Below are 21522 nucleotides of genomic sequence, written 5' to 3'. Positions count from 1 at the left end.
GGAAATTATTGTACTTAGTCAGATCAGCTCCTTTTGATATTAGGTGCCGCTAGCCCTTCGATCATGATATTGAGGCAAGACGGTAACTTGCTCGCAATTGCTCGTTTTACCGCGGGCAGTATCGCATCCGAGTTTGTGACCAGCTCACCGTAACCACCAAAAGCTTGGCAAACTTTTTCATAACTAGATGGCAGTAGTTCGCACCCAATAGTCCTTTCTTTGCCGTAATCCTTTAGTTGGATCTGATATTCAGCATTCCACCGAGCATCATTACCAACCAAAAGGACAAAATCCAAGTTATAACGAACGGCCGTATCAATCTCAGCGCTATGAAAGCCAAAAGTACCATCCCCCATTACTGCAATGATGGGCACGTTTGGTTTTGCAACTCTTGCGGCTAATGCAAAAGGTAAGCCGGCTCCAATGGAGCCAGCGATACCATTAAGAACACGATTCGGCGCCCTCAAGCATGCCTGTGCCCATTGCCCAATCTCTCCCCCATCGCTAACCAGTATGGAATCGGGGTGACTATCCAATATTTCTTGGAGTGGTAAAAATATTTGTGCTGGATGAATTCCACCCTCGCGTGGTTCTAAATCTTTCCAGGCAGCAGGGCGATATGTAATGGCTGACCCTACTTCTTTTAACCAGTCATCCAGGCTTAAATTTTTTAAAGGCTTAGCAGCAATTAGTGCGCTAATGGCGATAGGGGTATCGCATATGAATGCGGACTTCAAGCGATCGCCCACTGCATTTTTTAGGCGCTCAATTTCTTTTTCTTCGGGGTCGATTTGTAAAAAGGTACATGCTTGATTAATGTCAGGACTATTACCAAACTTCAAAGTAAAGTCGAGCTTTTTGCCAAGCAAGAGAATGCAATCGGCCTGCGATAGAACCTCAGAAAAGGCGCCAAGACTTGGGTCACCTATACCTCTAGGACTTTCCATGCCAATAACAGGAATATTTAATACTTCCTGAAGGTGAAGTAATTTTTTTCTTCCAGATTTTGAAAGCATCATTGGCCCAACAAGTATGAGCGGCTTCTTTGCGGCCATTAAGAGCGATAAGGTCGATGAAATATCTGATAATTTAGCGGGCTTATGCTCTTCTAAAAAGTCCTCGCTTGAGGGCATCGAGATATTTGGCGCAGAAGTGGATTCTAGGATATCGCTAGGTAGGCTGAGATGAGTGGGGCCAGGCCTTCCTGATTTTGCTATTCGTATTGCTTTTGCCGTATCGAAAGCAATATCCTCAACGTTTTGACATGTCCAAGATGCTTTTGTTAGGGGTGCGGCAATATCTGCTTGAGCCATCTCTTGAAAAGCGCCCATACCCAGCTGATTTAAAGGTGCATGGCCGGAGATAAGGACGACCGGCGATTCGGCCATTGACGCAGTATAAAGGGCTGAGACTGCATTTGCATGTCCTGGACCGCCTGTAACCAAAGCAATACCAACTTCGCCAGTCAGTCTCGCCCATGCATCTGCCATATGGACAGCCGCAGCCTCATGCCGAGTATGTATCAGTTCAATTTTGGAATCAAATATTGCGTTATACGCTGGCATGATGTGATTTCCAGAAAGTGTGAACACTTTAGTGACACCAGCAAGCTCAAGTGCTTTGATAAAGTTATCGGCACCATTGGTAATTTTTGTAGCCATAAAATTAAATCCCTAAATTTTTTTCAGTGTAGATATTAGTCAGTGCAGGATACGATATTTTGTCAATTGCATTTCATCAAAAACAGTTTACGTTGTATTGCTTAAACTAATTCATTCCTGAATGTTTAGGTGACACAGAATGTGCATGGTCCTGGGTAAAAATGAGTGATAACCCTTAATCATTCAACATCATCTATAGAGTTTGGTTATATGAGGATTTTAAAAAGAAAATAAATTGATCTGAAAAGGTGAATTTAAGATTTATTTTCCATATCTTTTCGGATAGACTAGTTTTCATTCAAGCGCAATCAAGATCTAAATGAATGTATATAAATGAGGGAATGAATATGCATGCAGAACACATCGAAAATAAAGTAGACGGTACTCCGCGCATGATTGAGGGGGCTGGCGCATGGCTGGGTGGGGTTATTCAAAATGATCCCAGCTGGATTGTGCATTGGGACTCTGAACAAATTGCTGAGCTTGAGGCTGCCGCCGATCACTTTCTTAGCTCAGGTAATGCTTTGGAAGATATTAGCCCTGAGTCATTCCCATTGAAAAAGCTCGCTCCCTTTATTGCTGGAGCATTAAATGAACTTCTTGCTGGACGTGGATTTCTGATGTTACGAGGACTTCCAGTTAGTAGCTGGTCAATAGAAAAGGCTGCTGCTGTTTATATGGGGCTTGGCCGTCATATGGGTAGCTTAAGAAGTAGTAATGGCAAAGGTCATCTTTTGGGACATGTGCGCGATCAAGGTGTCAAGGTTGAAGCTGGCGTACGTTTTTATCAAACCAATAGAAAGCTTGATTACCATACCGACTCAGCTGATATTGTTGGCTTACTCTGCCTACAAAAAGCCAAGATCGGCGGTGAGTCTTTCATTGCAAGCTCAATGACGCTCTATAACAAGATGGTCGAACGCAGGCCTGATTTAATTTCTGCCATGTTTGCCTCATATCCAACTGATCGCAGAGGAGAGGTTCCTGAAGGCCGGGATCCCTGGTTTGAGATCCCCATCTTTAATTGGCATGAAGGACATTTGTCTTGCGTTTACTTGAGGCACTACATTGAAGAGGCGCAGCGACTCTATCCGCAAGCTCCAAGGCTAACTCCTGAGCAAATTGAAGTAATGGATGAAATTGACTCTATTTTGCAAGAGCCGGGATTTGCGCTGCAAATGGCTTTTGAGCCGGGTGATATTCAACTCTTACATAACCATCAAATTCTTCATTCGAGAAACGATTTTGAGAATTGGCCTGATCCTAAGCTCCAACGCCATCTGCTACGCCTTTGGATTGCGCCTCCATCAGGAAGACCATTGCCAGCCTATTTTTCTTCTCGCTGGGGGGGTGTCATGCCGGGGGATAGGGGTGGAATATTAGTTCCTGGAACCAAGCTTTCTGTTGAGTTAACTGTGTAGTGAATTAATGCACTTACTGGTTAAAACCCTTACTTTTGTTTTTTATCAATAGTCTTTAGCATTAAGTTATACGTCCATGGAATGCCATGTCTTAAATATCAGGGAGGTAGCATGTTGCGGTTAGTTAAAAAACGATTTGTTCCGGCATTATTTTTGATGGCGTTGGCGATTAAAATTGCAACAGCCCAAAATTATCCAAATAGACCTATTACGCTTGTCGCACCTTATGGGGTTGGTGGTGATAGCGACTTTTCCGCTAGAAATTTAGCTCCTATCGCTAGCAAGCTATTGGGTCAAAATGTGATTGTGCAAAACATTGCTGGCGCATCGGGTACGATTGGCTCGCAAAAGGTTCGTACATCCCCGCCCGATGGCTACACTTTATTAGTTTCTAGAGCGGGTTCTCAGGCGATTGTGCCGGCACTTGAGAGTAGCACTCCTTACAAATGGAATGACTTCACGTTCATTTCCTTGCTTGACTTCAATCCTTTGGTTTGCGTTGTGAAGCCTGACGCACCATATAAAAATATGAAGGAATTGATAGCGGTAATTAAGGCAAATCCAACGAAACTTAATTATTCCACCGCAGGTGCAGGTACAACACAACATTTGGCCGTCGAAGTGCTCTTGCGTGATGTTGGTTTGCCATCTACAGCTGCAACCATGATTCCCTATAAGAGTGCTGGACTTGCCACTACTGCATTATTAAGCGGAGAAGTAGATTTTTTATGCAATAACTTAACAACGATTACTGGGCAGTTGAAAGGAAATGCAATGCGGCCTCTAGTAACATCTTCATCCTCGCGCTTAAAGGATTTTCCAAATATCCCCACTGCAAAAGAGGAGGGTATGGGTAGTCTTGAAAAGGTGATGGGATGGAGCGGCCTATACGGACCTCCTGGGCTGGCCCCTGAAGTGGTTGAAAAGTGGCAGACTATCCTCAAAGAGGTAGCAAAAAATCCTACATGGATCAATGGCAATGATATGGTTGGCGCACTCTCAGCTATTCGCACGCAGGCAGAAACTGAAGCCTTTGCAAAAGAACAATATGATCTCTATAGCAAATTGGGTTCTGAGTTGAATCTTAAAAAATAGAGTTTTGATCTTACTTCATGGAAAAGTCCGGCAATGTCGGACTTTTTTCGTCTTCAATACATCCAATTGACTGCCTCAAATTAGGAGGTTATTTATTGATTAAGATGGATAAAAAATGTTGTTTAATAATTTGAGTGACATTTTGGCGGCTATGCTTTTTTCGTTCTAGCAAGCCAACCTTACGAAAAATAGTCTTTCCTGCTAATTCTGAAATATGCAATTTTTTGTCAGTCTCCCAGGCAATATTAGCTAGCCTCGGAACAATTGCGAAGCCCAGTCCTTGTCTGACTAGCTCAATGATCGCCTCCACTGAATTAAGTTCCATGCTTTCCTTAATCACCATTTTGTTTGCGCGAATGGTTTGATCTACAAGGTGGCCCGTCCAGGTGTTTCTCTCAAATCGAATGAATGGCAGATCGTTCGATGTGTTTTCGGCGACAAAGTTTTTTCTACTTTTGGTTATTGGATAAATCAGCACCATAGGTTCTGAATATAACTCCGTCCACTGCACATTTTGAGGTAAGGCATAGGGTGACTCAGTCACTATTGCTGCATCTAGACTGCCTTCAATCACTTGTTCTAAGAAGTTGTTTGAGAGACCTGCAATAAGCTTGATTTCTAGTCCTGGGTAGCTTTGCTTGAGCTCATTTAATGTATTTCCAAAGGCGCCCATTAAGGTTGAGACTAGCGCGCCTAGAACAATGGTGCCACTGAGTTCGGATTTAAAGTCCGATCCTAGGGCCTCGTAGCGTGCAATGATTTCTTGAATTGGCTCAACTAAGGATCTGCCATGGTGATTGAGGGTCATAGAGCGTTTGGTTCTATCAAATAGCTCCACTCCAATATCTGCCTCTAGTTGCTGCAATTGCTGTCCTGCGGCAGCAGCGGTAAGGCCTATTTCACGTGCAGCCGCCGCCACGCTCTTATGGCGAGAAATAGCTAAAAAATTCTTGAGTACTTTGATGCTAGACATGAAATTTAATATAAAGTATTTATTTATCTCAAAGAAAATTATATTCGATTTATTTTTTACTATCTATCGATATAATTAACCACATGTCTAATACAGATCTCAAAGTCAAAGTCTGGCGCGGCGCTCAAGAGGGTGAGTTTGTTGAGTATTTGGTGCCTCGAAATTCAAATCAAACGGTACTGGATGTCGTTACCTTTATTCAGCGTAAGCTAGATCCAACCCTGAGCTACCGATTCGCCTGTCGGGTGGGTATGTGTGGTTCTTGCGCTATGACAGTGAACGGTGTTGCTCGCTGGACCTGCCGTACTCACGTTTCCCAGATTGTTGAAGGGGACTCCCTGGAAATCGCCCCTCTGAACAATCTACCAGTTATTAAAGACCTTGCTACTGATATGCGAGAGTTCTTTGATAAGTGGAAGGGTGCTGTTGGTTTCTTCAAAGGCGATAAAACTCGTCACGATGACTTTGCAAGAGTGGAGCCGCAGTCACCTGAACGTCAATTAGCCAATGCTGGAATCGAATGCATTGGTTGTGCAGTGTGCTATTCCTCTTGTGAAGTTGTTCAGAACCGCCCCAACTACCTAGGCCCAGCCGCACTGAATCGCGCTTGGACCTTAACAAATGATGTTCGCGATGTGCAGCAATTAGATCGCCTACGTGCCGTTGCTGGTGATGAAGGTTGCCATGCATGCCATACGCAGGGATCCTGTACTGAGCGTTGTCCTAAGAAGCTAGAACCTACAGCCAGTATTTCTGGATTAAAAAAGTTAGTAGCAAGAGCTGCTGTACGAGGAAGTAAGTGGGGTAAGTTATGAGCGAAGCTGTATTTCAGGCAAAGCTCTGGTATGCCCAAAGAATCAGCGCCATGGTTTTGGGTCTTTGTGTCACCATTCACCTCATCATTATTTTCTACGCAATACGCGGCGGCTTAACTGCTGAGGAAATTCTGGGTCGCACCCAAGGCAATATTGCTTTCGCTATTTTTTATGAGATTTTTGTTTTAGCCTGCTTTGTGCATGCGCCGATTGGTTTGGCTAATATTCTCGAAGAAACGTTTTCTAAGGGATTCATCTCTAAGGCCTTATCTTCGCTCCTAGCAGTCCTCATACTCGTTTTAGGAAGCACAGCAGTGATTGGTGTCTACACCGGAGGTGCGTTATGAGCTCTAGGCCAAAGCTTGATTTACGCGCGAAGTCTCATCTCTCTTATTTTGCATACGCATGCCATCGATTCTCCGGTTTACTGCTGGCTTGCTTCATTCCCTTACATTTCTTAATGCTCTCTCAGTCATTGCGTGGCGCTAGCGAGTTTGAGCGCTATCTAGGCTTAACGGACTTTTGGGTTTTTAAATTCGGTGAATGGGCGCTGGTTATTTTGTTAGCGATCCATTTGGTGGGCGGAATTCGACTCATCATGATTGAGTTCGGTCCATGGCGCGGGCTACGTAAGGCTTGGACCCAGGTGGCTATCTTGTTTGGTATTGCTTGCGGCCTTCTATTTTTGTATTTGGCAAATTGATTGGGTAATTTATGCAGTTACAAATGAAAGTAGTTGAAGAGGCTTGCAAGGAGCTCTATATTCGTGCTTTAAAGGTGCTGCCAGATGATGTTAAAGCCGGTATTGAGCGCTTAAATCAGGGTGAATCAGATGCACGTGCACAGGTGGTTCTCAAAACCATGATCACCAATATTGCTGTTGCAGAGCGCGAAGACAATCTACTTTGCCAAGATACTGGTTTACCCATTTACAAGGTCAAGATTGGCCGTAATGTGCAGCTAGATGGCATGGAGCTCAAGGCGGCGATTCGCAAAGGTTGCGAGCGTGCAACTACGGAATACCCATTGAGATCTTCTGTAGTGCATCCAATCACGCGTAAGAATAATCACACATCCTGCGGTATTGATATGCCAGCAATCAGCATCGATTTTTGTGATGAGGACGAGACGCTTGAAATCGAGATGGTTCCAAAAGGCAGTGGTTCAGAAAATAATTCTTTTTTGAAGATGGCTATTCCTGCTGATGGAATTAATGGCGTTAAAGCTTTTGTTATCGAGAGCGTTGTTTCTGCTGGAGGCAAGACTTGTCCGCCAACCATTGTTGGTGTTGGTATCGGCGGCACCTCTGAGCAATGTGTTGCGATGGCTAAGCGTGCCGCTACAAGAGCATTAGGTAGCATCTGTAGTGATGAAGAGGGTGCCAAGTTAGAGCAAGAATTAACTACCGCTGTGAATAAATTAGGCATTGGCCCGCAAGGCCTGGGTGGTGACGGTACAGCATTTGCCGTTCATGTAGAGCTTGCTCACACTCACATCACCTTAAATCCAGTGGCCGTCAATATGCAGTGCCACTCAGCGCGTAGAGCGCGAGCAACCTTCACGCCTGATGGTGTGACTTACGGATTCTAGGAAAAAGATGGCCCATTACAACCTTCCCACTCCTGTTAGCGAATCAGATATTCGAAAACTGCGCATTAATGACACAGTGACTTTGCAAAATACTTTATTCGGTATTCGGGATGCTACGCAAATTCATATGTTTGATAAGGGCCGAAAAACTCGCTTTGATCTGCATGGTCATGCGGTGATTCATACGGCTCCTAATGTGCGCAAGGTAGCGGTGAGTGAAGAATTCCCGGCCGGGTATCAAGCAATCTGTATTGGTACAACCACATCAGATCGGATGGAGCGCTTTACTCGTCCATTAATGACTGAGAATGGTGTACGAATGATTGTAGGCAAGGGCGGTATGCGCGAAGAATCTGCAGCAGCTTTTCAGGAAATTGGCGGCGTGTACCTAGCAATTATTGGGGGTACAGCAGCGCTAGAGACAACGTGGATTGAGCAAATTGAAGACGTGGATATGGATGATCTCAATCCGGAGTCTCTCTGGCGTTTCAAGATTAAAGACTTTGGCCCTTTGTTAGTGGCTATGGATAGTCATGGTGGCAGTATTTATCAAGAAGTGAAAAGTGATGTTGCGCGCAATAAAGAGGCCGTATTAAAGAGCTTAGGAATTTCCTCATGAATATCGCCACACTTGAGACAGACATTCTCATTCTAGGTTCTGGCGGCGCAGGACTGTTTGCAGCCTTGCATGCACACCAAACTAACCCAGATCTGCATATCACTATTGCCGTAAAGGGGCTGCTGGGTAAATGCGGTTGTACTCGCATGGTGCAAGGTGGTTATAACGTAGCACTGGCAGAGGGCGACTCTGTTGAACGTCATTTTATGGACACAATCGAAGGTGGCAAGTGGTTGTCGGACCAAGAGTTGGCATGGACACTTGTAAATAAGGCGGTTGAACGTATTCGTGAACTTGAGAATGAGCTCGGCTGTTTCTTTGATCGCAATCCGGATGGCACAGTTCATCAAAAAGCATTCGCTGGACAAACTTTTGACCGCACAGTCCACAAGGGCGATTTAACTGGAATTGAAATTATCAGTCGACTGGCTGAGCAGGTATGGGCTAGGGGAATTCATCGTCTTGAGGAGCATAGGGCGGTCGAGTTAATTCATAGTGCTGATGGAAAGTCACTTGCTGGCGTATTAATGCTTAATATGACGACTGGTCAGTTCACACTGGTACGAGCTAAAGCGGTTCTGTTAGCTACAGGTGGCGGACCCACCATGTACAAGTACCACACACCTTCGGGTGATAAGAGTTGTGACGGCCTGGCTATGGCACTGCGTGCGGGTCTTACTTTGCGCGACATGGAGATGGTGCAATTTCACCCAACTGGACTTCTTGCTGGCTCAGACACTCGCATGACAGGCACGGTTTTAGAGGAGGGTTTACGTGGCGCTGGTGGCTACCTCTTGAATGGCAATCAAGAGCGCTTTATGGGTAACTATGATCCGCGCAATGAACGCGCCACTCGAGACATTGTTTCTAGATCGATTAATTCTGAAATAAGAGCCGGTAGAGCAACTCCTAATGGCGGTGTCTATATTCAAATGAGTCACCTTGGCCCCGAAAATGTGCGTAAGCAATTTAAAGGTATGGTCGAGCGATGTGCAGATAGTGGCTTTGACTTGGCAGGAGATCTAGTAGAGGTAGTTCCAACTGCACATTACATGATGGGGGGATTAATCTTCAAGGCGGACTGCAGTACCGAGTTACCAGGTTTATTTGCAGCAGGTGAAGATACTGGAGGGGTGCATGGAGCCAATCGACTAGGTGGTAATGGTGTTGCAAACTCAACGGTCTATGGTGGTATAGCTGGCGAGGAAATGGCACATTGGGTGATGTCCCAAACTTTACAAGAGTGCAATATGGATGAGGTGCGCACGAGTATTGCAGCGCACGAGGCTCCCTTAGAGCGACCAGCAGGTGATATCGAATCGATTCGAGATGCTCTTGCAGAGTGCATGTGGGATGACGTAGGTATATCCAGAACTAAGGACAGCTTATTACGTGCCCGTACTAAGTTAGATCAGTTAGGTCAGCAGTTAGACCAAATGGGAGTGGGTGATATCCAAAGGCAGTACAGTGTTACATGGCAGGATTGGATGAACCTGAATAATCTCATTTTGGTGAGCAAGTCTGTCACAGAGGCCGCTCTTTCTCGTGAAAACTCAAGAGGGGCACACTATCGCGAGGATTTTCCCGATGCAGGATCTTTGGAAGAGTCTTATTTCACGGCAGTCCATCTGCAGTCTCGATGTTTAAAAATTGAAAATAGACCCGTTCAATTTACGATGATTAAGCCTGGCGAGACTATTTTGGTAGAGGCCTAATATTTTTGAATTGATTGAGCCGGCCTCACTTGCGCTAGCAGCTGTAATAGTTCTTTGCGGATTCTTCATCTTTGGAATTTCTGGATTCGGCTCGTCAATAGTATCTGTACCTTTATTGGTTCAGATGTATCCACTAAAGGTTGTAGTACCAATGATGGTCATCATTGATATCTGTGCCTCACTTTATGTCGGCAGGAAGTCATCTAGCGATGCAAATATTCAAGAATTGAAATGGCTATTCCCCTTTAGCTTAATTGGAATGGTATTGGGTATCTTTTTATTGATAAGAGCGCCAAGCGAACCCTTGCTCTTAATCCTTGGGCTATTTGCAGCTATTAACGGTTTTCGTGTTTTGGTTCAGAGAAATGTCGAGTCTCGAGATCCAATTAACAGGTGGTGGGCAGTACCATTTGGATTCTTTGGCGGTGTATTTACAGCCCTTTTTGCTACAGGCGGACCGGTGTACGTTTCTTACCTCGGTTTAAGAATTAATAATCCCAAGGTACTTCGTGCGACTATGGCATTCGCTATTTTTATGCTGACATTTTTGCGGCTGACCTTAATGCTAGTTACGGGACTCATCCTGAGCTGGGAGGTCATCGGCCTTGCTATTTGTTTAATGCCTGTGACTTTCTTGGGAATTTGGGCGGGGTCCCATGTTCACACCAAGCTTAGCAACGCTTCTATGCGTATTGCCTATGGGTCAATATTGGTGTTTGCTGGCTCGATGTTATTAATTAGGCAGATTACATAAAAATAATTTATTGGAAAAGAAAAAAGCGAGGATAAATCTTCGCTTTTTACATTCAGCTTGCAATCATTACTGGGCACTAATATTGCGACCCTTAATCACCTTTTCCCAGTTAGCTAACTCAGCTTTAATCTGAGCATCAAAGTCTTTCTGAGAATTCACCACCGGGGATAAGCCGTTTAGCTCTAAACTTTTTTGCATGGCTTCTGACTTCACGGCCTTAACAGTAGCGTCATAGATTTTGTCCGTAATGACTTTTGGAGTATTGGCCGGTGCCACTAAGCCAAACCAACCAGTACTTTCAAAGCCAGGGATGCCACTTTCGGCAACCGTTGGAACATCGGGAAGTTGCTTTACGCGTTTAGCGCTAGTTACAGCAATCGGCTTAATCTGCCCAGCTTTTGCAAAACCCGTTGCAGCAGTGAGGTTGCCAACCATAAAGTCTATTTGTCCTGACACTAAATCATTGATAGCAGCAGATTCACCCTTATAAGGCACATGGGTCGCCGGGATATTGGCGGAATAGGTTAAGTTTTCAGCTGCCATATGAACCTGGCTACCAATACCTGCCGATCCAAAATTCAGATCCTTAGTTTTTGCATAGGTAATAAATTCATTTAAATTCTTGACTGGGATTTTGGTACTCACAGATAGCAACATTGGGCCACTAGCCACATTGGTGATGTTCACAAAATCTTTACTGTAATTAACTGGCAATTTTTTATACAAACTAGGATTTACGGTCAGCATACTTCCAGAGGCAAGCATGATGGTGTAGCCATCTGCGGGCGATTGCGCTACAAATTCAGCGGCGATATTTCCACCAGCACCGCCCTTATTTTCGACAATGACGTTTTGTCCTAAATCTTTTGTTAACTGCTGAGCTAGCAGTCGACCAAGAATATCGGTGGTACCGCCGGCTGCAAAAGGAATAATTAATTTAATCGGCTTTGTTGGCCAGGATTGCGCTGTTGCTAATTGAGGTAATGCAAGGGTAAGCGCTCCTGCAAGTAAAACTAAACGTCTACTGAACTTATATTTTTTATTCTCAAACATCGATGACCTCCAGTGGTAATTTGATCTTTATATCTTAGCTACTTCGCTATGTAAAAAATATACTCAACTGCTATTTAATAGTTATATGCTTATTCATTGTTGTTGTCTCCCCCATAGTTCCTGCAGCACTTCAAGGCATTCCCTGCTCTGCATTACAAATTGGGCATTGCAAGATATCTAAATCATCTATATGATTCAGATATGTCAGTTATTTTGTTCCCTAAAGCTAGATCTAGTCAAGCCCTGAAAACCCTGCTTTTGAGCGACCTTATTCGTGGAGAGTATTCATGAATCTGAGCTATCCAGAGATTCTTGCCTTGGCAAGCTCAGGCCTTCAGGCTGCTGGGATCAATTCAAAAGCGGCTTATGAGACTGCACAGTTTCTGGCGCTGGCGGAATTGGATGGGCTAGCCTCGCATGGTTTGGCGAGAGTTCCGCAATATGCTGCGCATGCGAAAAATGGCCGAATTGAGCTTGATCCCAAGTTAAGGGTCCGTCCATTTAAATTAGCAGCCGCTTTGGTCGATGCACGTGATGGCCTTGCATTTCCTGCACTTCGTTTTGCAACTGACCTATCAGTGAACCTAGCCTCCAAAAATGGCCTTGGTTTAGTAGCTATAACTAATAGCCATCATTTTGGTGTTGCAGGGCATTATGTTGAGGCTGCAGCCCGAGCAGGTTATGTCTCTCTTCTGTTTGGAAATACGCCAGCTGCTATGCCTATGGTTGGTGGTACAAAAGCAATCTTTGGAACCAACCCATTGGCTGCAGCTTTTCCTACCCCCAGCGGCGACCCTTTAGTTATAGACATGTCACTTTCTGCAGTAGCCCGCGGAAAACTCTTGGTTGCAGCAAAAAATGGTCAAGCGATTCCAGAAGGATGGGCATTGACTGCAGATGGCAAGCCAACTACTGATCCACAAGAAGGCTTAAAGGGTTTAATGCTTCCTTTGGGTGGCGATAAAGGGGCCTTACTAGCCCTCATCGTTGAATTGCTAGTAGTCGGACTTTCAGGCAGCCGCTTTTCTTATGAAGCGGATTCCTTTTTTGACCCTAAAGGCAATCGTCCGCGTATTGGTCAACTGATATTGACTATTGATACAGGTTTGGCAGGTAAGTCTGTTTTTGCCAGTCGCATCCAAGACTTTATCGATGTCTTAAGTGCCGATGCAGGAACTCGTCTTCCTGGACAACGTCGTTTTCAGCAGCGTGCTACAGGATTTAGTAATGGCGTCACAGTTTCAGATGTGGTTGTGGAAGAAATTCAGACTGGTATCCGCCAGTCATGGACTGAGTAGTTTTTTATAAACGAGATTATTGAGGAGATAGTAATGATCCACTTTGTCGTGCATGAGCCAGCAGATGGCGTAGGTGTAGTAGTAGTTGAGGGCGTCAAGGCCGGAACCGACTTAATTGGTTGGGTAATGGATGGCGACCTTACTTTGAATATCAAGTCTGAAAGTGATATTCCTATTGGTCACAAAATTTCATTGAACGATTTCAAGCCAGGTGACACGGTAATGAAATACGGCGTTGATATTGGCAAGGTAGTAGCCCCAATCAAAAAGGGCGAACACCTTCACGTCCAAAACGTAAAAACTAAGCGCTGGTAATCCGGCACCTTACCTACCTATTCATTGAGAGAGATAAAAAAATGACTAATTTGAAAGACGCGACCTTTTTAGGTTATCGCCGTGAAAACGGCCGCATGGGTATTCGTAATCACGTATTGATTTTGCCTTTGGACGACCTATCCAATGCAGCCTGTGAAGCAGTGGCAAACAATATCAAAGGAACGATGGCGATTCCTCACTCCTATGGTCGTTTACAGTTCGGAGCTGACTTGGATTTACACTTTCGCACCTTAATTGGTACAGGTTCTAATCCAAACGTAGCTGCTGTAGTGGTGATTGGTATTGAGCCACAGTGGACAAAAATTATCGTTGATGGCATCAAGGCATCTGGCAAGCCAGTTGAAGGCTTCTGGATTGAAGGCAATGGCGATACAGCAACTATTGCTTCCGCTAGTAAGGCTGCCTACAGCATGATGAAACATGCATCAAAGCAAAAACGTGTTTCCGCTCCATTGTCTGAGCTATGGGTTTCTACAAAATGCGGTGAATCCGATACGACTTCTGGTTGTGGTGCAAATCCAACCGTAGGTGATGCTTTTGATAAGTTGTATGCAATTGGTTCCACCATGGTTTTTGGTGAAACTACTGAATTGACTGGTGGCGAGCATTTAGTTGAAGCGCGTTGCCGTACTCCTGAGGTTAAGAAAAAGTTCCGCGAGATGTTTGATCGCTACCAGGATGTGATTGAGCGTCATAAGACAAGCGATCTATCTGACTCTCAGCCAACCAAGGGCAACATTGCAGGTGGTTTAACAACTATCGAAGAGAAGGCTTTGGGCAATATCCAAAAAATTGGTAAAAAATGTATTGTGGATAGCGTGCTGGATAAGGGTGAAGAGCCAAAGATTCCTGGACTGCATTTCATGGACTCATCATCAGCTGCCGCTGAAATGGTTACCTTGTGCGCAGCTGCAGGTTTTACAGCCCACTTCTTCCCAACAGGTCAGGGTAATGTGATCGGTAATGCAATTCTTCCAGTCATTAAGATTTGCGCTAATCCAAAGACTGTTCGTACTATGGGTGAGCATATCGATGTTGATGTGTCTGGCTTATTGCGTCGCGAAGAGAACATGGATCAGGCGGGAGATAAGCTATTGGATTGCTTGAAGCGTACAGCTGATGGTGAATTGACTGCTTCTGAAATTCTTGGTCACCGTGAGTTTGTATTGACTCGTTTATACGAATCAGCATAAGACTGCAGCATGAGAAACCTGACCGCTTACGAGGAAGTCAAGCAAAAGATCACCGAAGATCTGGTCAGGGGTCGATATCCTATGGGGCAGGCGTTGCCTGCCGAAAAGGATTTATCAAAAGAGTTAGATGTATCTATAGGTACCCTGCGCAAAGCGGTGGACGAGTTGGTTGCTGAAGGTATCGTAGTCCGACGCCAGGGCAGGGGCACCTATGTTGTTGAGCATGATCTCAAAAGACTTCTATATTATTTTTTCCACATTGTTAAACACGATGCTGAGAAAAAGGTTTACCCCAAAGTTGAGCTAGTCTCCTTAAATAGCGCTACTGCCAATAAGGAAGAGGCGAGTAAGCTGGCAATAAAAGAGGGTGCACCCGTTTGGAGAATTACCAATCGCCTGTCATTGGAAGGGCAGTGCGTGATGATTGATCAGATTACGCTAGATAAACAGCGGTTTAAGGAATTAACCCGTGCCGACTTTATTGAGCGCGAGGGCAGCATTTATCAAATGTATCAAATGGAATACGGCCAGACCGTTGTGCGAAGTAGTGAGCGTTTACGTGCCGGCTTAGCGGGGAAGCAACATGCTGAGTGGCTTGGATTAAGTCCAGAGTCTCCCGTACTAGTGATCAGAAGAGTGGCGCTGGGCATTCAGGATGAGCCTCTAGAGTGGCGTGTTTCCACGTTAAATACTACTCAACATGAGTATTTCAGTGAGTTGGTAGCTTAGTTTGATGTTGACCACCATTCGGAAAAATACTCCAGGACTGTTGGTTTGCTTGCTCATTGCCATGTCCACCAGTTTTCTTTCTGAGAATTATGGTGGCCCACAGTTGTTGTACGCATTACTGATTGGCTTGTCGCTCCATTTTCTCTATCTCAATGAGGCAGTAAAGCCGGGAATTGATTTTTGCGCCAAAACGGTTTTGCGTTTGGGTGTCGCATTTCTGGGTATTCGGATTACATTTGCTGATATTGGCGCAATTGGTTTGAATACCGGATTAATGGTGATGTTTGCAGTTGCTGCTACGGTAGCCCTGGGATTCTTTTTAGCTAAGCTCTTAAAGCTATCCCCAGACTTTGGATTGATTGCGGGTGGATCCGTTGGTATTTGCGGAGCTTCAGCAGCCTTAGCGGTAGCTTCAGTTCTGCCAAAAACAAAAGAGAATGAGCGTTTTACTCTGCTTGTAGTGGTAGGGGTAACCGTCCTCTCCACCATTGCCATGGTGGTGTATCCCTTCGCATTGCAGTTGATCAATATCACCGCCTTACCTGCAGGCATCTTTCTAGGGGCTACTATTCATGATGTTGCGCAGGTAGTGGCTGCGGGTATGTTGTTTGGCCCTGAGGCAGGTGATGTAGCTACTGTAGTTAAGCTTTTCCGTGTCGCTCTTTTATTACCTGTCGTTTTATTTATCTCTATTTTCTTTGGTGCTGAAAAATCATCTCAACGCTTAGGATGGGGCAGCTTACGCCTGATACCAACATTCCTATTGGGATTTGTGGCTTTATCGGTTGTTGCATCCATGCAGATCTTGCCAAGCTCGATAACTCATTCGATAGGTGGTATTTCCCGGTGGATGCTAGTGATTGCTATTGCTGCTGCTGGGTTAAAAACCAATTTTCAAGATCTGGCCAAATTGGGTTGGCAGCCTGTTGTGATGTTAGTTGTTGAGACAATATTTATTGCTGCAATCGGATTAATCTTCATTAGTAGCTCTCTGTAAGGAAGATTTTTAAGCGTAAGAGTCCTCAAACTCTTCCATCTTGATAGTAGTCATCAAGAACAGAATCCTGCGTTGGAAGTTTTTTCGTTCAGTCACATTCTCATGTGGCAAGCGATCATGCTCACGTAGTAACTGCGTAATGATAGGGTTGTAGTGCACTTGGACGGGGGACATCTCAATTCCTTGGTAAATATCTTCTGAGATCTAATTTACCAAGGTGTCTATATATCCACAAGAAACATATAGCGATAACTAAATTACTTTTGGATATATAGGCTTTTTACTTTTCTACGAATGCGCGCTCAAATACGTAGTCACCTAATTGACCAAGGCTAGGAGATACCTTAAAGCCTTTGGAATCGAGCATCTCCGCAGTTTCTTTTAGCATGGATGGGCTACCACAGATCATGGCGCGATCTACTGCTGGGTCTAATGGAGGCAAACCAATATCTTTAAAGAGTTGGCCTGATTCAATCGCGGTAGTTAAACGACCCGTGTGCTTAAAAGCTTCGCGCGTCACGGTTGGGTAATAAATTAACTTCTCGCGAATGATTTCACCAATATATTCGTTTTGAGTGAGTTCATCTTTAATGTACTCACCATAGGCCAGCTCACTTACCAAACGAACACCATGAATCAACACTACTTTTTCAAACTTCTCATAGGTATCCGGATCACGAATAATGCTCATGAAGGGTGCCAGTCCTGTGCCGGTACTAAATAAGTAGAGGTGCTTACCTGGATTTAAGTCGTCGATGACTAGGGTACCTACGGATTTCTCGCTGACCAAAATCGGGTCGCCCACCTGAATCTTCTGAAGACGGGAGGTGAGGGGGCCATCTTGAACCTTGATACTTAAAAACTCTAAATGCTCTTCATAGTTAGGGCTCGCCACACTGTAGGCGCGAACCAATGGCTTCCCTTCAACTTCTAGGCCAATCATCAAAAAATGACCGCTACGAAAGCGTAGACCTTTGTTTCTGGTGGTCGTGAAACTAAATAGGGTGTCATTCCAGTGATGAACAGTGAGGACGGTTTCAGTGTTGTAGGCAGCCATAAATACGAATTATTTGGGTGTAAATCCTAATTATCCTCATTCTGAGGATAGTTCCATAGATAAAAAAGTATTTAGCATATAAATAGGGAGTCTTTTACTTATATCGGCTGGCCCCCTATGATCCTTTTATGCCCAATCGAGAGAATCCTATGTCCGCCAAGCCTGCAGTTCAAAAGCCCTTATTTGTAACCATCATCCAGATATTTTTGGGTTTGGCTCTACTGAGCTTGTCCACCCACTTGGCCCTAGAAAGCGCCCTATATCTTGATGCCCTTAATCAGAACGGCCTGAATCAATATCATGCTTTTGGAGTGCTGGTTTGCCTGAGTTTCATTTCGGGCGTTTTCTTGATTGCACAACATGTATTGACCCAAGACGAGGGCAGCGTTGATGAGCACTTTAATCAGGCCTTACTGTACTAAATCAAGCTAGACTGTGATCTTATCTTATTAAGGCCATACCATGAGTTCACTGCCACACAAATCGATCTTTGAAAGAGGTGCATGGTATGTGGTGGTTCAAGGAATTCTGATTGGCCTCATCTTGTTTGGTCCCCAAGGCCCTCTTTTAATTAGCTCAGAACCAACTGCTTCCATTCTGCAATCCTGTGGCATTGCCATCGGCTTGCTAGCTTGCTTGATCATGGCCATTGCCGTCATTAATCTGGGTAAAAATCTTACCCCCTTGCCTTGCCCAAAAGACAATGCTGTTCTGATTAAAAATGGCTTATATCAATTTGTAAGGCACCCGATCTACTTTGGAGTACTCTTGGCAGCACTGGCTTGGCTACTCATTTCCCCCGGGATTTATATATTGCTCTATGCCATTGGCCTATTTTTCTTATTTGATATCAAAGCAAGGCGAGAAGAAGTGTGGCTGGTAGAACGTTTTCCAGATTATCAAGACTATCAGCGTAGAGTCAAAAAGTTAATTCCTACTATCTATTAATATGGTGTTTTAAGTTATTGGAGTTTTTATGAGTAGCGAGCCTTCCGTAAGACTAGTTCAGCAAGCTGATTACCAGTTTGCTATTTATTACAACGAAGAGCGTGACCCCATTTATGGAGATGAGCCGCCACCCCTGGGAAAATCACAAGGTGCTACACCATCCCAGTTCTTGCTGGCGGGTGTCGCTAATTGTTTATCTGACTCGCTACTCTTCGCGCTCAGAAAGTTTAAGCAAAATCCTGAGCCAATCGAAACAAAGGCCAGTTGCGAAATCGGTAGAAATGCAGAAAACCGTTTACGTATCTTGGCTATCAATGTGGAGATTCGGATTGGCGTTCCAGGTAATACCCTTGAGAATCTTGAGCGTGTATTGGCTCAGTTTCAAGATTTCTGTACCGTATCTTCTAGCGTGAGCTTGGGTATTCCAGTGAATGTAACCGTAGTTGATAGTGAGAGCACGAAGCTATATCCAGCGACTTAACTGCCTAGATATGGTCAAGAAAAAAGCCGCAGAAGTTCAATTCTGCGGCTTTTGATTTCTGGAGAAAGATATTCGAGCTACTTACTCTTCTTCGCGACGTAGATGCGGGAACAGGATCACATCACGAATATTGGGTACGTCAGTTAGTAGCATCACCAAGCGATCAATACCGATACCGCAACCGCCAGTTGGGGGCATGCCATATTCCAGAGCGCGAATGAAGTCATGGTCAAAGTACATGGCTTCCTCATCACCCGCTTCTTTTTGTTCTACTTGCTTGCGGAAGCGATTAGCTTGATCTTCGGCATCGTTTAACTCTGAAAAGCCGTTGGCGATTTCGCGACCAGTAATGAATAATTCAAAGCGCTCGGTAATGCCAGGGCGGGTATCCGATTCGCGGGCAAGAGGGCTTACTTCGATTGGGTAATCGATGATGTAAGTTGGCTCCCAAAGGTGTGACTCAGCCACCAATTCAAACAGAGCGAGTTGAAGAGCGCCAATACCAGCGTTCTTCAAGGAAGGGGAATCTGGGTTCTCACCACCTTTTTTCAATTCAGAGCGAATAAATGCAGCATCTTCTAATTGAGCCGCTTCATAACTCTTGTTTGACTGGCCACAATATTTCAGGATGGCTTCAGTAATTGTTAAGCGCTGGAAGGGCTTGCTGAGATCTAGTTCACGACCTTGGTGGGTTAGAACAGCGGTGCCTTGTGCATCCATTGCAGCAGCACGAATTAAGCTCTCCGTAAAATCCATCAGCCAACGGTAATCGGTATAAGCCGCATAGAATTCCATCATCGTGAATTCTGGATTGTGCCGTGGACTTACGCCTTCATTGCGGAAGTTGCGGTTTATCTCAAACACGCGCTCAAAACCACCGACAACTAAGCGCTTGAGATAAAGCTCTGGCGCAATCCGCAAAAACATTTGCATATCTAAAGCATTGTGGTGCGTAATGAAGGGCTTAGCCGTTGCACCACCAGGAATGGGATGGAGCATCGGCGTTTCAACTTCCATAAAATCTGCATCGAGCATATGGCGACGTAAGGAGGCAATCGTATTACTACGCGCTCTGAAGGCATTACGGCTCTCTGGATTGACGATCAAATCAACATAGCGTTGACGATATTTAGTCTCCAAATCAGAGAGGCCATGAAACTTATCTGGCAAAGGGCGCAAGGATTTACTCAATAAGCGCAGATTGCTGCACTCAACAGAAAGCTCGCCTTTATTGGTCTTAAATAAATGGCCTTCAGCAGAGATAAAGTCACCCATATCCCAGTGCTTAAAAGCTCCGTGGGTATCAGCTCCACTGATTTCATCATTAATGTAGAACTGAATCTGACCACTGCGGTCTTGAACTGTGGCAAAACTCGCTTTGCCCATGACGCGCTTAAGCACCATGCGACCTGCAACTTTCACATGAACCTTTTTGGCAGCCAATTCTTCTTTGGTGAGGCTGTCATAGTGGGTATGCAAATTGCTGGCTAAATGTGTAGGCACAAAATCATTCGGGAACGCTATGCCACTTTCACGAAGTTTTGCTAATTTTTCGCGGCGCTCTGCAATGATGTGATTTTCATCAACCAGCTCGGTTGCAGGGGCTTGGCTAGGATTGGAATTCACTGGATCGTTCATATGGAGTATTAATAACTGGAATAAGGGTATTAAATCAGACGCCTTGCTTCAGGCTGGCTTCAATAAAGGCATCGAGATCACCATCTAATACCTTTTGTGTGTTCGAGATCTCAACGTTAGTGCGCAAGTCTTTAATCCGACTTTGGTCCAGCACGTAGGAGCGGATTTGATGACCCCAGCCCACATCGGTTTTACTGGCTTCAAGCTTATCCTGTTCAGCACGACGCTTTTGCATCTCGTGCTCATACAAGCGAGATTTGAGCATCGTCATCGCTTCAGCCCTATTGCGGTGTTGGCTTCGATCATTCTGACACTGCACCACAATTCCGGTGGGAAGGTGAGTTAAGCGAACAGCAGAGTCGGTTTTATTAATGTGCTGACCACCCGCACCAGAGGCGCGATAGGTGTCGGTACGAATATCTGCTGGATTAACGTCAATCTCAATCGAGTCGTCAATCTCTGGGTATACATAGATACTGGCAAACGAAGTGTGGCGACCATTGGAGGAATCAAAAGGTGACTTGCGCACTAAGCGGTGCACACCAGTTTCTGAGCGCAAGTGTCCGTATGCATATTCACCGTCCACCTTGATAGTGGCACTCTTGATGCCGGCAACATCGCCATCGGATTCTTCTAGGATTTCTGTCTTGTAACCTTTGCGCTCGCAATATTTAAGATATTGGCGTAGTAGTATGCTGGCCCAGTCACACGCTTCTGTTCCGCCGGCGCCCGCCTGAACATCGATAAAGCAATTGCAGGAATCCATTTCGTTATGGAACATGCGGCGGAACTCGAGATCATGAATGATCTTGCTATAGCCCACAACGTCTTGTTCTATAGCAGTAATAGTTTCAAAATCACTTTCTTCTTTAGCCATGTCGAATAATTCGAGGGCACCAGTGATATTGCTATTTAAATCGGTGAGGGTGGCAACAACACCATCGAGCAATTTCTTCTCTTTGCCGAGGGCTTGAGCTTTCTTTTGATCGTCCCAGATGGTGGGATCTTCCAGAATAGAGTTAACTTCAGTAAGGCGTCGTGACTTTACTTCGAAGTCAAAGATACCCCCGAAGTGCTTGCTCACGGGTGAGTAGATCGGACAGGGTATTTGAAATAATGTTGAGTTGTTCGGCTTCCATCCCCTGATTA

24 protein-coding genes are annotated in these 21522 nt (G+C 44.9%); 17 read left to right on the top strand and 7 right to left on the bottom strand.

What is annotated here, in order from left to right; all coding sequences use genetic code 11:
* Positions 1-23 precede the first annotated feature (23 nt).
* On the bottom strand, positions 24-1661 hold the full coding sequence (locus C2758_RS07420; RefSeq protein WP_215327616.1) for a thiamine pyrophosphate-binding protein: 1638 nt from the start codon (positions 1659-1661) through the stop codon (positions 24-26).
* Between the two features lie 347 nt (positions 1662-2008).
* Here C2758_RS07420 and C2758_RS07415 point away from each other — a divergent pair, with 347 nt between their 5' ends.
* Positions 2009-3082 carry a TauD/TfdA family dioxygenase gene (locus tag C2758_RS07415; protein ID WP_215327615.1) on the top strand — a complete coding sequence of 358 codons (1074 nt, stop codon included), beginning with the start codon at positions 2009-2011 and terminating at the stop codon, positions 3080-3082.
* 111 nt (positions 3083-3193) lie between these two features.
* The gene (locus C2758_RS07410) at positions 3194-4177 is read left to right on the top strand and encodes a tripartite tricarboxylate transporter substrate binding protein (protein ID WP_215327614.1); all 984 of its coding nucleotides are present in this window, start codon (positions 3194-3196) and stop codon (positions 4175-4177) included.
* 88 nt (positions 4178-4265) lie between these two features.
* Here C2758_RS07410 and C2758_RS07405 read toward each other — a convergent pair whose 3' ends face one another.
* Complete coding sequence (locus C2758_RS07405) at positions 4266-5150, bottom strand: LysR substrate-binding domain-containing protein (protein ID WP_215327613.1); 885 nt, start codon at positions 5148-5150, stop codon at positions 4266-4268.
* An 83-nt stretch (positions 5151-5233) separates the two neighbouring features.
* On the opposite strand from C2758_RS07405, the gene C2758_RS07400 reads away from it, so the two are divergent.
* Genes C2758_RS07400 through C2758_RS07370 form a run of 7 tightly spaced genes read left to right on the top strand, consistent with a single transcriptional unit; the run spans position 5234 to position 10643 of the window.
* Entirely contained in the window at positions 5234-5965 is a 732-nt protein-coding gene (locus tag C2758_RS07400; protein WP_215327612.1) for a succinate dehydrogenase/fumarate reductase iron-sulfur subunit, read from the top strand.
* Positions 5962-6312, top strand: a complete 351-nt coding sequence (locus C2758_RS07395) for a succinate dehydrogenase (protein ID WP_215327611.1) — start codon at positions 5962-5964, stop codon at positions 6310-6312. Before C2758_RS07400 ends, C2758_RS07395 begins: the two co-directional genes overlap by 4 nt.
* Positions 6309-6668 (top strand): succinate dehydrogenase, cytochrome b556 subunit, encoded by a 360-nt coding sequence (sdhC, locus tag C2758_RS07390; protein ID WP_215327610.1) that lies wholly within the window; start codon positions 6309-6311, stop codon positions 6666-6668. Before C2758_RS07395 ends, sdhC begins: the two co-directional genes overlap by 4 nt.
* Positions 6669-6679: 11 nt before the next feature.
* Entirely contained in the window at positions 6680-7555 is an 876-nt protein-coding gene (locus C2758_RS07385) for a fumarate hydratase (protein WP_215327609.1), read from the top strand.
* 7 nt (positions 7556-7562) lie between these two features.
* Positions 7563-8174: a fumarate hydratase C-terminal domain-containing protein gene (locus C2758_RS07380; RefSeq protein WP_215327608.1), complete on the top strand. Its 612-nt coding sequence runs from the start codon at positions 7563-7565 to the stop codon at positions 8172-8174.
* Positions 8171-9889, top strand: coding sequence for an L-aspartate oxidase (locus C2758_RS07375; RefSeq protein ID WP_215327607.1), 1719 nt, complete (start codon positions 8171-8173; stop codon positions 9887-9889). The genes C2758_RS07380 and C2758_RS07375 overlap by 4 nt, the downstream gene beginning before the upstream one ends.
* Before the next feature lie 10 nt (positions 9890-9899).
* On the top strand, positions 9900-10643 hold the full coding sequence (locus C2758_RS07370; RefSeq protein ID WP_215327606.1) for a sulfite exporter TauE/SafE family protein: 744 nt from the start codon (positions 9900-9902) through the stop codon (positions 10641-10643).
* Positions 10644-10709: 66 nt separating this feature from the next.
* On the opposite strand, the gene C2758_RS07365 is transcribed toward C2758_RS07370, so the two are convergent.
* On the bottom strand, positions 10710-11696 hold the full coding sequence (locus C2758_RS07365; RefSeq protein WP_215327605.1) for a tripartite tricarboxylate transporter substrate binding protein: 987 nt from the start codon (positions 11694-11696) through the stop codon (positions 10710-10712).
* 287 nt (positions 11697-11983) lie between these two features.
* On the opposite strand from C2758_RS07365, the gene C2758_RS07360 reads away from it, so the two are divergent.
* From C2758_RS07360 to C2758_RS07340, 5 genes are read left to right on the top strand one after another with little or no spacing between them, the layout of a single operon-like run.
* Positions 11984-12994: an Ldh family oxidoreductase gene (locus C2758_RS07360; protein WP_215327604.1), complete on the top strand. Its 1011-nt coding sequence runs from the start codon at positions 11984-11986 to the stop codon at positions 12992-12994.
* A 33-nt stretch (positions 12995-13027) separates the two neighbouring features.
* The gene (locus tag C2758_RS07355; RefSeq protein ID WP_015421504.1) at positions 13028-13309 is read left to right on the top strand and encodes an SAF domain-containing protein; all 282 of its coding nucleotides are present in this window, start codon (positions 13028-13030) and stop codon (positions 13307-13309) included.
* Positions 13310-13350: 41 nt separating this feature from the next.
* Positions 13351-14523: a UxaA family hydrolase gene (locus C2758_RS07350; RefSeq protein WP_215327603.1), complete on the top strand. Its 1173-nt coding sequence runs from the start codon at positions 13351-13353 to the stop codon at positions 14521-14523.
* Positions 14524-14532: 9 nt separating this feature from the next.
* Entirely contained in the window at positions 14533-15252 is a 720-nt protein-coding gene (locus C2758_RS07345) for a GntR family transcriptional regulator (RefSeq protein WP_215327602.1), read from the top strand.
* 4 nt (positions 15253-15256) lie between these two features.
* On the top strand, positions 15257-16249 hold the full coding sequence (locus tag C2758_RS07340) for a YeiH family protein (protein ID WP_215327601.1): 993 nt from the start codon (positions 15257-15259) through the stop codon (positions 16247-16249).
* A gap of 9 nt (positions 16250-16258) precedes the next feature.
* Here C2758_RS07340 and C2758_RS07335 read toward each other — a convergent pair whose 3' ends face one another.
* Together C2758_RS07335 and C2758_RS07330 are read right to left on the bottom strand one after the other, a co-directional pair.
* Complete coding sequence (locus tag C2758_RS07335; RefSeq protein ID WP_215327600.1) at positions 16259-16423, bottom strand: hypothetical protein; 165 nt, start codon at positions 16421-16423, stop codon at positions 16259-16261.
* Positions 16424-16529: 106 nt separating this feature from the next.
* Positions 16530-17306 carry a ferredoxin--NADP reductase gene (locus C2758_RS07330; protein WP_215327599.1) on the bottom strand — a complete coding sequence of 259 codons (777 nt, stop codon included), beginning with the start codon at positions 17304-17306 and terminating at the stop codon, positions 16530-16532.
* 149 nt (positions 17307-17455) lie between these two features.
* Here C2758_RS07330 and C2758_RS07325 point away from each other — a divergent pair, with 149 nt between their 5' ends.
* The 3 genes from C2758_RS07325 to C2758_RS07315 are packed head-to-tail and all read left to right on the top strand — an operon-like array spanning position 17456 to position 18735.
* Positions 17456-17728 carry a hypothetical protein gene (locus tag C2758_RS07325; RefSeq protein ID WP_215327598.1) on the top strand — a complete coding sequence of 91 codons (273 nt, stop codon included), beginning with the start codon at positions 17456-17458 and terminating at the stop codon, positions 17726-17728.
* A 40-nt stretch (positions 17729-17768) separates the two neighbouring features.
* On the top strand, positions 17769-18254 hold the full coding sequence (locus C2758_RS07320) for an isoprenylcysteine carboxylmethyltransferase family protein (protein WP_215327597.1): 486 nt from the start codon (positions 17769-17771) through the stop codon (positions 18252-18254).
* A 28-nt stretch (positions 18255-18282) separates the two neighbouring features.
* Entirely contained in the window at positions 18283-18735 is a 453-nt protein-coding gene (locus C2758_RS07315; protein WP_215327596.1) for an OsmC family protein, read from the top strand.
* Positions 18736-18816: 81 nt separating this feature from the next.
* On the opposite strand, the gene lysS is transcribed toward C2758_RS07315, so the two are convergent.
* Together lysS and prfB are read right to left on the bottom strand one after the other, a co-directional pair.
* Positions 18817-20373 carry a lysine--tRNA ligase gene (gene lysS / locus C2758_RS07310; protein WP_215327595.1) on the bottom strand — a complete coding sequence of 519 codons (1557 nt, stop codon included), beginning with the start codon at positions 20371-20373 and terminating at the stop codon, positions 18817-18819.
* Between the two features lie 34 nt (positions 20374-20407).
* A protein-coding gene (gene prfB, locus C2758_RS07305) for a peptide chain release factor 2 (RefSeq protein WP_215327594.1) occupies positions 20408-21512 on the bottom strand; the annotation gives its coding sequence in 2 pieces (ribosomal slippage) (positions 20408-21430 and positions 21432-21512; 1104 coding nt in all).
* Positions 21513-21522 lie beyond the last annotated feature (10 nt).

Origin of the sequence: Polynucleobacter sp. AP-Sving-400A-A2 (genome assembly GCF_018688155.1) — a bacterium.
Lineage (GTDB): Bacteria > Pseudomonadota > Gammaproteobacteria > Burkholderiales > Burkholderiaceae > Polynucleobacter.
This window is presented reverse-complemented; position numbering and strand designations above follow the sequence as displayed.

What these genes read in the sequence shown, in the direction of transcription:
- C2758_RS07365 (WP_215327605.1), bottom strand. Translation starts at nt 11,696, where the DNA reads ATGTTTGAGAATAAAAAATATAAGTTCAGTAGACGTTTAGTTTTACTT.
- C2758_RS07410 (WP_215327614.1), top strand. Translation starts at nt 3,194, where the DNA reads ATGTTGCGGTTAGTTAAAAAACGATTTGTTCCGGCATTATTTTTGATG.
- C2758_RS07395 (WP_215327611.1), top strand. Translation starts at nt 5,962, where the DNA reads ATGAGCGAAGCTGTATTTCAGGCAAAGCTCTGGTATGCCCAAAGAATC.
- C2758_RS07400 (WP_215327612.1), top strand. Translation starts at nt 5,234, where the DNA reads ATGTCTAATACAGATCTCAAAGTCAAAGTCTGGCGCGGCGCTCAAGAG.
- C2758_RS07315 (WP_215327596.1), top strand. Translation starts at nt 18,283, where the DNA reads ATGAGTAGCGAGCCTTCCGTAAGACTAGTTCAGCAAGCTGATTACCAG.
- C2758_RS07385 (WP_215327609.1), top strand. Translation starts at nt 6,680, where the DNA reads ATGCAGTTACAAATGAAAGTAGTTGAAGAGGCTTGCAAGGAGCTCTAT.
- C2758_RS07325 (WP_215327598.1), top strand. Translation starts at nt 17,456, where the DNA reads ATGTCCGCCAAGCCTGCAGTTCAAAAGCCCTTATTTGTAACCATCATC.
- C2758_RS07375 (WP_215327607.1), top strand. Translation starts at nt 8,171, where the DNA reads ATGAATATCGCCACACTTGAGACAGACATTCTCATTCTAGGTTCTGGC.
- C2758_RS07380 (WP_215327608.1), top strand. Translation starts at nt 7,563, where the DNA reads ATGGCCCATTACAACCTTCCCACTCCTGTTAGCGAATCAGATATTCGA.
- C2758_RS07420 (WP_215327616.1), bottom strand. Translation starts at nt 1,661, where the DNA reads ATGGCTACAAAAATTACCAATGGTGCCGATAACTTTATCAAAGCACTT.
- C2758_RS07415 (WP_215327615.1), top strand. Translation starts at nt 2,009, where the DNA reads ATGCATGCAGAACACATCGAAAATAAAGTAGACGGTACTCCGCGCATG.
- C2758_RS07405 (WP_215327613.1), bottom strand. Translation starts at nt 5,150, where the DNA reads ATGTCTAGCATCAAAGTACTCAAGAATTTTTTAGCTATTTCTCGCCAT.
- C2758_RS07320 (WP_215327597.1), top strand. Translation starts at nt 17,769, where the DNA reads ATGAGTTCACTGCCACACAAATCGATCTTTGAAAGAGGTGCATGGTAT.
- C2758_RS07335 (WP_215327600.1), bottom strand. Translation starts at nt 16,423, where the DNA reads ATGTCCCCCGTCCAAGTGCACTACAACCCTATCATTACGCAGTTACTA.
- C2758_RS07350 (WP_215327603.1), top strand. Translation starts at nt 13,351, where the DNA reads ATGACTAATTTGAAAGACGCGACCTTTTTAGGTTATCGCCGTGAAAAC.
- C2758_RS07330 (WP_215327599.1), bottom strand. Translation starts at nt 17,306, where the DNA reads ATGGCTGCCTACAACACTGAAACCGTCCTCACTGTTCATCACTGGAAT.
- C2758_RS07360 (WP_215327604.1), top strand. Translation starts at nt 11,984, where the DNA reads ATGAATCTGAGCTATCCAGAGATTCTTGCCTTGGCAAGCTCAGGCCTT.
- C2758_RS07345 (WP_215327602.1), top strand. Translation starts at nt 14,533, where the DNA reads ATGAGAAACCTGACCGCTTACGAGGAAGTCAAGCAAAAGATCACCGAA.
- lysS (WP_215327595.1), bottom strand. Translation starts at nt 20,373, where the DNA reads ATGAACGATCCAGTGAATTCCAATCCTAGCCAAGCCCCTGCAACCGAG.
- C2758_RS07340 (WP_215327601.1), top strand. Translation starts at nt 15,257, where the DNA reads ATGTTGACCACCATTCGGAAAAATACTCCAGGACTGTTGGTTTGCTTG.
- C2758_RS07355 (WP_015421504.1), top strand. Translation starts at nt 13,028, where the DNA reads ATGATCCACTTTGTCGTGCATGAGCCAGCAGATGGCGTAGGTGTAGTA.
- sdhC (WP_215327610.1), top strand. Translation starts at nt 6,309, where the DNA reads ATGAGCTCTAGGCCAAAGCTTGATTTACGCGCGAAGTCTCATCTCTCT.